Source organism: Deltaproteobacteria bacterium, assembly GCA_016234845.1.
GTDB lineage: Bacteria > Desulfobacterota > Deferrimicrobia > Deferrimicrobiales > Deferrimicrobiaceae > JACRNP01.
On the sequence record JACRNP010000214.1, the window covers coordinates 1 to 2,797 of the forward strand.

The window sequence follows — 2,797 nt, forward strand, 5'->3', positions numbered from 1 at the left end:
CCACCCCCTTGTCCTTCCCCCCCGCGATGAGGACCACCGGCTCCGGGAACCCGGTAAGCGCCGCCAGCACCGCGCCGACGTTGGTCCCCTTCGAGTCGTTGTAGTACGACACGCCGCGGACCTCGCGGACGAACTCGACCCGGTGCGGCAGTCCGGGGAACCCGGCAAGCTCCGTCCGCACGTCCGCCGGGCGGATCCCCATCGCCCGGGCGACGCAGATCGAGGCCAGCGCGTTCTCCACGTTCTGCAGCCCCCGGATCTTCAGCGCCCGCCGCGGATACCGCTCCTCGCCGGCCGCCGACCGGTGCACCAGCTCCTCCCCGTCGAGGAACGCACCCTCCGCGAGCGGGCGGGACACCGAGAACGGAACCGTCCGCGCGCGGATCGCCCCGGCGCGCGACGACACCTCGGGGTCGTCCGCGTTGACCACCGCTACGTCCCCTTCCCCCATGGAGCGGAAGATCGCCATCTTCGCCTCCGCGTACGCCGCGAAGCCGGCGTACCGGTCGCTGTGGTCCTCCGTGATGTTCAGCAGCGCGGCGACGGCCGGGCGGAACGCGTCGATCGACTCGAGCTGGAAGCTCGACACCTCCACCACCCCCCAGTCGAACGCCTCTCCCGCCGCCGCGATGAACGGCGTCCCCAGGTTCCCCCCCACGAACGCCCTCGGATACGCGCGGGCGGCCATCCTTCCCACGAGCGTCGTCACCGTGGATTTGCCGTTCGTGCCGGTGATCGCCGCGACCTTCCCCCGGAAGCGGCGGAACGCCAGCTCGATCTCCCCCCACACCGGCACGCCGGCCGCGGCGAGAGCCGGAAGCGGGAGCTTCTCCCGGGGGACGCCCGGCGAGAGAACGACGAGCGCCGTCCCCGGGACGTCCGCCGCCGACATCATCCCTTCGCGGAACGCGACCCCGCCGGGAATCGGTTCCCCCAGCGACCGTTCCACGGCGGCGAGCGGGCGGTCGTCCCACAGGGTGACCCTCGCACCCTCGGCCGAGAGCAGCCGGGCCGAGAGGAGTCCGGACCGCCCGGCTCCCGCCACCGCCACGCTTTTCCCCGACAGCTCCGCCATGGTCACCGGATCTTCAGGGTGCTGATCGCCAGCAGCGCCAGCACGATCGACACGATCCAGAACCGCACGATGATCTTCGGCTCCGCCCACCCCTCGAGCTCGAAGTGGTGGTGGATCGGCGCCATCCGGAAGATCCGCTTCCGGCGGGTCTTGTAGGAGGTCACCTGGAAGATCACGGAGAGCGCCTCCATCACAAACACGCCTCCGACCAGCGCCAGCACGATCTCCTGCTTCACCATGACCGCGACCACGCCCAGCGCCGCCCCGAGGGAGAGCGACCCGGTGTCCCCCATGAACACCTGCGCCGGGTAGGCGTTGAACCACAGGAATCCCAGGCCCGCCCCGGCCAGCGCGCCGCAGAAGATCGTCAACTCCCCGGCCCCGGGGATGTACTGGATCTGGAGATAGTTGGCGATCTTGACGTGGCCGGTGAGATACGCGAAGAGCATGTACGTGCCGGCGGAGATGATGGACGGGCCGATCGCCAGGCCGTCGAGCCCGTCGGTCAGGTTCACCGCGTTGGACGCCCCCACGATCACGAGCACGATGAAGGGGATGTAGAGGAACCCGAGGCTGGGCCGGAGGTTCTTGAAGAAGGGGATGTTCACCGTGTCCTTGATCCCGATGTCCGTGTAGATCAGCGCGGCGGCGACGGCCGCCAGGGCGAACTGCGCGGCGAGCTTCCGCCTCGGGCTCAGACCCCTCGTGTCCTTCTTCACGACCTTCCGGTAATCGTCCACGAACCCGATCGCGCCGTACCCCACCGTAACGAACACGGCGATCCAGATGTAGGCGCTCGTGAGGTTCGCCCAGAGGAGCGTGGGGAGCACCGTCGCCAGGACGATGAGCACGCCGCCCATCGTCGGCGTCCCTTCCTTCGCGATGTGGCTCTCCGGCCCGTCCCGGCGGATCGTCTGCCCGATCTGGAGCCGGCCCAGGGTGCGGATCAGCCAGGGCCCGATGAGGAACGAGATCAGCAGCGCCGTGATCGCGGCGTAGATCGTCCGGAACGTGATGTAACGGAATACGTTGAAGAACGAGTAGTTGACGTGGAGCGGGAACAGGAGATGATAGAGCATTCGCTTAGGCCCACTCCCCCCGGATGGCCGTGGCGACTTCGTCCAGCCGCATCCCGCGCGATCCCTTCACCAGCACCACGTCCCCTTCCGACACGGACGCGCGCACCGCTTCTCGGAGCCGCCCCCGGTCGACCGTGTGGTCCACGGAATCCGGGGCCATCCCGCCTTCGAGGGCGCCCCGCGCCGCATGGACCGCCTCGTTCCCGAAGGCGATCAGCTTCCCGACCCCCAGGGACGCCATGAGGTGCCCGATCCGGAAATGGGATGCCCGCGAGGCGTCTCCCAGTTCGAGCATGTCCCCGAAGACCACGACCGTCCTGCGACCGCGGGACAGCAGGAACTGCGACCGGAGGGCCGCCTCGGTCGAGGCGGGGTTCGCGTTGTAGCTGTCGTCCAGCAGCAGCCCGCCGCCCCGCATCGGAACCGCGTGGAACCGTCCGGGCGCGGGGGTGAACCCCGCGAACCCGTCCTCCATCTCCGCGGGGCGCATCCCCAGCGCGAACGCCGCCGCCGTCGCCGCCAGGGCGTTCAGCAGGTGGTGCTCCCCCGCCACGGAGAGGGAGGAGGTGAACTCCCCCGCGGGCGTGCGTACGGCGATCCGCATCCCCGCGTCGGTCATCGACACGATCCGGCCGGAGAAGTC

3 protein-coding genes are annotated in these 2,797 nt (G+C 69.7%); all 3 read right to left on the reverse strand.

Annotated elements, in window-relative coordinates; translation table 11 throughout:
• Positions 1 to 1,075 (reverse strand): UDP-N-acetylmuramoyl-L-alanine--D-glutamate ligase (gene murD, locus HZB86_12915; GenBank protein MBI5906418.1); only part of this gene is annotated, 1,075 nt, incomplete at its 3' end.
• Between the two features lie 2 nt (positions 1,076 to 1,077).
• Complete coding sequence (locus tag HZB86_12920; protein ID MBI5906419.1) at positions 1,078 to 2,154, reverse strand: phospho-N-acetylmuramoyl-pentapeptide-transferase; 1,077 nt, start codon at positions 2,152 to 2,154, stop codon at positions 1,078 to 1,080.
• A 4-nt stretch (positions 2,155 to 2,158) separates the two neighbouring features.
• A complete protein-coding gene (locus HZB86_12925) occupies positions 2,159 to 2,773 on the reverse strand; it encodes a hypothetical protein (GenBank protein ID MBI5906420.1) in 615 nt (204 codons plus the stop codon).
• Positions 2,774 to 2,797: the final 24 nt, after the last annotated feature.